Here is a 3,922-nt window from a genome sequence, read left to right as displayed (position 1 = left end):
AAGCGCCAGCCAACCAAACGCACCGCCGCCTAACTCTGGAATTAAGCCGCGCCGCGAAGCGGCGTCGGCTTGAATGAACTGTTAGGCGGCTGTGGCCCTTACCGCTCCCCGGGCCAATGCTGCCTTGCTTGTGCAACCCAACGCGAACCGATCATGCCACAGCTCGCGGGATGGAGCTTGCCCAGGAAACCTTGCCGAGCGCTGCCGCCGAAGTGCGATGAATTGATTGCGGCAGAGCAGTGAGGTGTAAGACGAAGTGGCCGGCTTGCCGCTGCCAGGAACAGTTGGAACTGTTACCCGGAGCCGACCGGTGACTTGCCGATGTTACTGCCGAAAGAAGAAGCGCCAGCCAACCAAACGCACCGCCGCCTAACTCTGGAATTAAGCCGCGCCGCGAAGCGGCGTCGGCTTGAATGAACTGTTAGGCGGCTGTGGCCACTTACCGGCCCCGGACCAGTGCTGCCTTGCTTGTGCAACCCAACGCGAGCCGATCATGCCACAGCTTGCGGGATGGAGCTTGCCCGGGAAACCTTGCCGAGCATTGCCGCCGAAGTGCAATGAAATGATTGCGGCAGAGCAGTGAAGCGTAAGGCGAAGTGGCGGGCTTGCCGCTGCCAGGAACAGTTGGAACTGCTACCCGGAGCCGACCGGTGACTTGCCAATGTTGCTGCTGAAAGAAGAAGGGCCAGCCAACCCAACGCACCGCCGCCTAACTCGTATTGGACCGCCGAACAGCGGTGTAGCGCGGAGTATCCCGCGTTTTGTCCCTGCGTGGAACCGGGCGGATTCCCCCGCTGGATCAAATGTTTGTGTTCGAACGCTCTGCGCTCTATACGCTGTTTTCGGCCTGCAATAACCGCCAGCTAGCGGTCATAACAGGTAGCGACCGCTTTGCTGCGGTGTAACAAACTGCGGAATACCGTGGTGGTGGCACGCACAGGCGATTTTCCTGTGCCCGTAAGTACACAAGCCAGGGCAAACGCCGCTTCACTCCACCTGTCGCACCTGTGCCTGCTCGGCAGCATTCCGCAGCGCCTGTAGAAACCTTGCCAAGGGCGCGCTTTGTGGTTCGCCGTCACGCGTGTAAACCATTACCGGCCGTTGCCATGCAAACCCAGGTGCATCCAGCTTCACCCAATGCCCGGCAAGCAACTCGGCCTGCGCCAATCGGCTGGGCAGCAACGTGAGATAGCCGCCGTCGCGGATCATCGCGCGCATGAATTCCGGCGAGCCACTTTCCATCGTGTTGAGTGGTGGCTCCAGGCCGGCTTCGTGGAAGCGTTGCCGGAACGCAGCCTCCACCGCGCCCAGGCGCCGTCCGAATATCCAGGCCTGCTCAAGCAACTGTGCCGGCGTGATATCGCGTTGCCGCGCCAGCGGGTGGCGCACGCTGGCGAGCACACGGTACTCATCGTGCATCAGCACGTCGCTCTTGATGCGCGGGTCCGGGTCGCCGTCGCCGAAGGTGTGCAGGGTGACCACCGCGTCCAGCTCGCGCGCCAGCAGGTTGGGCAGCAGCTCGGGCAGGATGCCGCCGCTGACGTGGATGCCAATCTTCGGCCAGTGCCGGCGCAGGGCCAGCACTGCCGGTGCGACCAGCGAGCCGGCGGTGCTGGGGCCGGTGCCGATGCGCACTTGTCCCTCGGCGCCGGTCTGCAGCTCCTGCAGGCGGTCCTCGAAGCGGCGCACCGCGTCGTGGGCGGGCTGGGCGTGCTCCATCAGCAGGCGGCCCACGTCGGTGAGCCGCGCCTCGCGGCTGCCGCGCTCGAACAGGCGCGCGCCCAGTTGCTGTTCCAGCGCCTGGATGCCCTTGCTCAGGGCCTGCTGGGTGCGGCCGGTGGCCGCAGCGGCGCGGGTGAAACTGCCGTGTTCAACCACGGACAGGAAGTAGCGGAGCTGGCGTAGATCCATGGCGAGCGCACTGTAACAACCAATGGTTGTGGATCGTACGCGAATTGGTTGGCGGTTGTAGGGGCAGGGCGCTGATAGTCGGGCCTATCGCAATCTCCCGGGAGGGGAACCATGGCCAGTCGCAACGCCGTCAAACAGTGGGACCAGCAGTACGACCTCGTCATCGCCGGCTTTGGCCTAGCTGCCATGTGCGCCGCCATCGAGGCGCATGACCTGGACCCGAACCTGTCCATCCTCATCCTGGAAAAGGCCAACGAGGCCGAGACCGGCGGCAACAGCCGTGTGGCCGGGCAATCGCTGCTGATCACCAAGAACGCCAAGGTGCTGGCCGAGTACCAGCGCAAGATGAGCGTGGCCAACCCGATCCCGGAAGACATGCTGGTGCCTTGGTCCGAGGCGATGGAAGCGCTGGAGCCGTGGATCCAGGAGCGCGCCGCCCAAGCCGGTGCGCAGTTCATCCATGGCACCGGTTTCTCCGAGCGCGATGCGGTGCTGGAATTCCCGGAGTTCGGTGCACGCGAGGCCGTGCACTGCACGGCCACAATCCTGCCGATTCCCTCGGGCGTGTACCTGGCCTTCCGCGAGAACATCCGCCTGCGTCCGCGCATCCAGATCGCCTACGAGTCGCCGCTCAAGGACCTGGTGCAGGACCCGGATACGCTGGAAGTGTTTGGTGTCATTGCCGAGCAGAACGGCCAGCGCGTGGCCATCCGTGCCAACAAGGGTGTGGTGATGGCCACCGGTGGTTTTGAAGCCAACCTGGACATGCAGCGCAATTACTTCGGCCTGGCCAACCCGGCACCGCTGGGCACGCCGCACAACACCGGCGACGGCATCAAGATCCTGCAGAAGGCCGGCGCCGATCTGTGGCATATGCGCAACCAGGGCCAGTCGGGCGGCATCTGGCCGGGCTTCAAGCCGGAGGGCTTCGTCAACGGCTTCCTGCGCAATTTCTTCTGGCAGAGCTTCAGCTGGATCGAGGTGGATGCGAACACCGAGCGCTTCTACAACGAAACCGCCGAGCTGCAGCTCACCCATTACAAGGAAAAGAAGCACGGCCATTGGGTGGACACCCCGCACTATCGTGCGCAGCCGGTGCACATGATCTTTGATGCCATCACCTGCCAGTACAACAAGCTGGTGGTGGAGGTGATGAGCTGGAACCCGGTGGTACGCGGCTACAAGTGGTCCGATGACAACTCGGCGGAAATCGAGAAGGGCTGGATCCAGCAGGCCGACACGCTTGAAGAGCTGGCAGTGAAGATCAACCGTGACCCGGCCAAGCTGCGCGCGGAAGTGGAGCGTTACAACGCGGCCTGCGCGGCCAGGCACGATGCTGATTTTGGCCGCAACCCGGACACCTTGTTCCCGATTGCGCAGGCGCCGTTCTACGGCGTGCGTGTTGACCCGGTGATTGTCTGCACCGGCGGTGGTGCGCGCCGCAACATCAAGTCCGAGGTGCTGGACCACGATGGCAAGCACATCCCGCGCCTGTACGAAGCCGGCGAAATGGGCTCGATGTTCTCGGACCTGTACCAGAACGGTTCGTACCTGACCGAAGCGATGATCTCCGGCCGCGCGGCAGGCCGTGAAATCGTTGGTCTTGGCAACTGGGAGGGCTGAGCATGAAGGTTGCTACCCCCGCGATGAAGCTGGACGTGCGCATCAACGACGTCAAGGCCGAGGATGGCCTGCTGGTGATGGATGGTGTCGCCGGCATGCTGCCGTGCAAGACCAGCCTGACGCCGGCAGAGTTCCGCCAGATGATGAAGCTGGCACTGCGGCCCAGCGTGTTGGCGCTGCTGTTCAAGAAGTAAGCCCGGTAGCGCCACGCAGCGCTGTTGTGTGAAGCGCTGCCTGAAGCCTTGCTTGAAAGCTTGCTTGAAGCCCCTCTCCCCCCCGGGAGAGGGGTTGGGGAGAGGGTGAGGTGCGAAGCACCGCGCAGAAGCCAGAAGCCCCCTCATCCGCCCCTTCGGGGCACCTTCTCCCGCTTGCGGGAGAAGGGACTGCA

3 protein-coding genes are annotated in these 3,922 nt (G+C 63.7%); 2 read left to right on the top strand and 1 reads right to left on the bottom strand.

Translation table 11 applies throughout. The features are described 5' to 3' along the window. Nucleotides 1–987: 987 nt before the first annotated feature. A complete protein-coding gene (locus RT131_RS13840; RefSeq protein ID WP_293707832.1) occupies nt 988–1,911 on the bottom strand; it encodes a LysR family transcriptional regulator in 924 nt (307 codons plus the stop codon). Between the two features lie 111 nt (nt 1,912–2,022). Here RT131_RS13840 and RT131_RS13835 point away from each other — a divergent pair, with 111 nt between their 5' ends. Further along, nucleotides 2,023–3,534, top strand: coding sequence for an FAD-binding protein (locus RT131_RS13835; RefSeq protein WP_313173385.1), 1,512 nt, complete (start codon nt 2,023–2,025; stop codon nt 3,532–3,534). Between the two features lie 2 nt (nt 3,535–3,536). Then, nucleotides 3,537–3,728: a hypothetical protein gene (locus RT131_RS13830; protein WP_057626798.1), complete on the top strand. Its 192-nt coding sequence runs from the start codon at nt 3,537–3,539 to the stop codon at nt 3,726–3,728. The last annotated feature ends 194 nt before the right edge of the window (nt 3,729–3,922 follow it).

The organism is Stenotrophomonas sp. (assembly GCF_032066555.1).
In the GTDB taxonomy this organism is placed as follows: domain Bacteria; phylum Pseudomonadota; class Gammaproteobacteria; order Xanthomonadales; family Xanthomonadaceae; genus Stenotrophomonas.
Note: the sequence above shows the minus strand (reverse complement) of the source record. Positions and strands in the feature narration are given on the sequence as shown.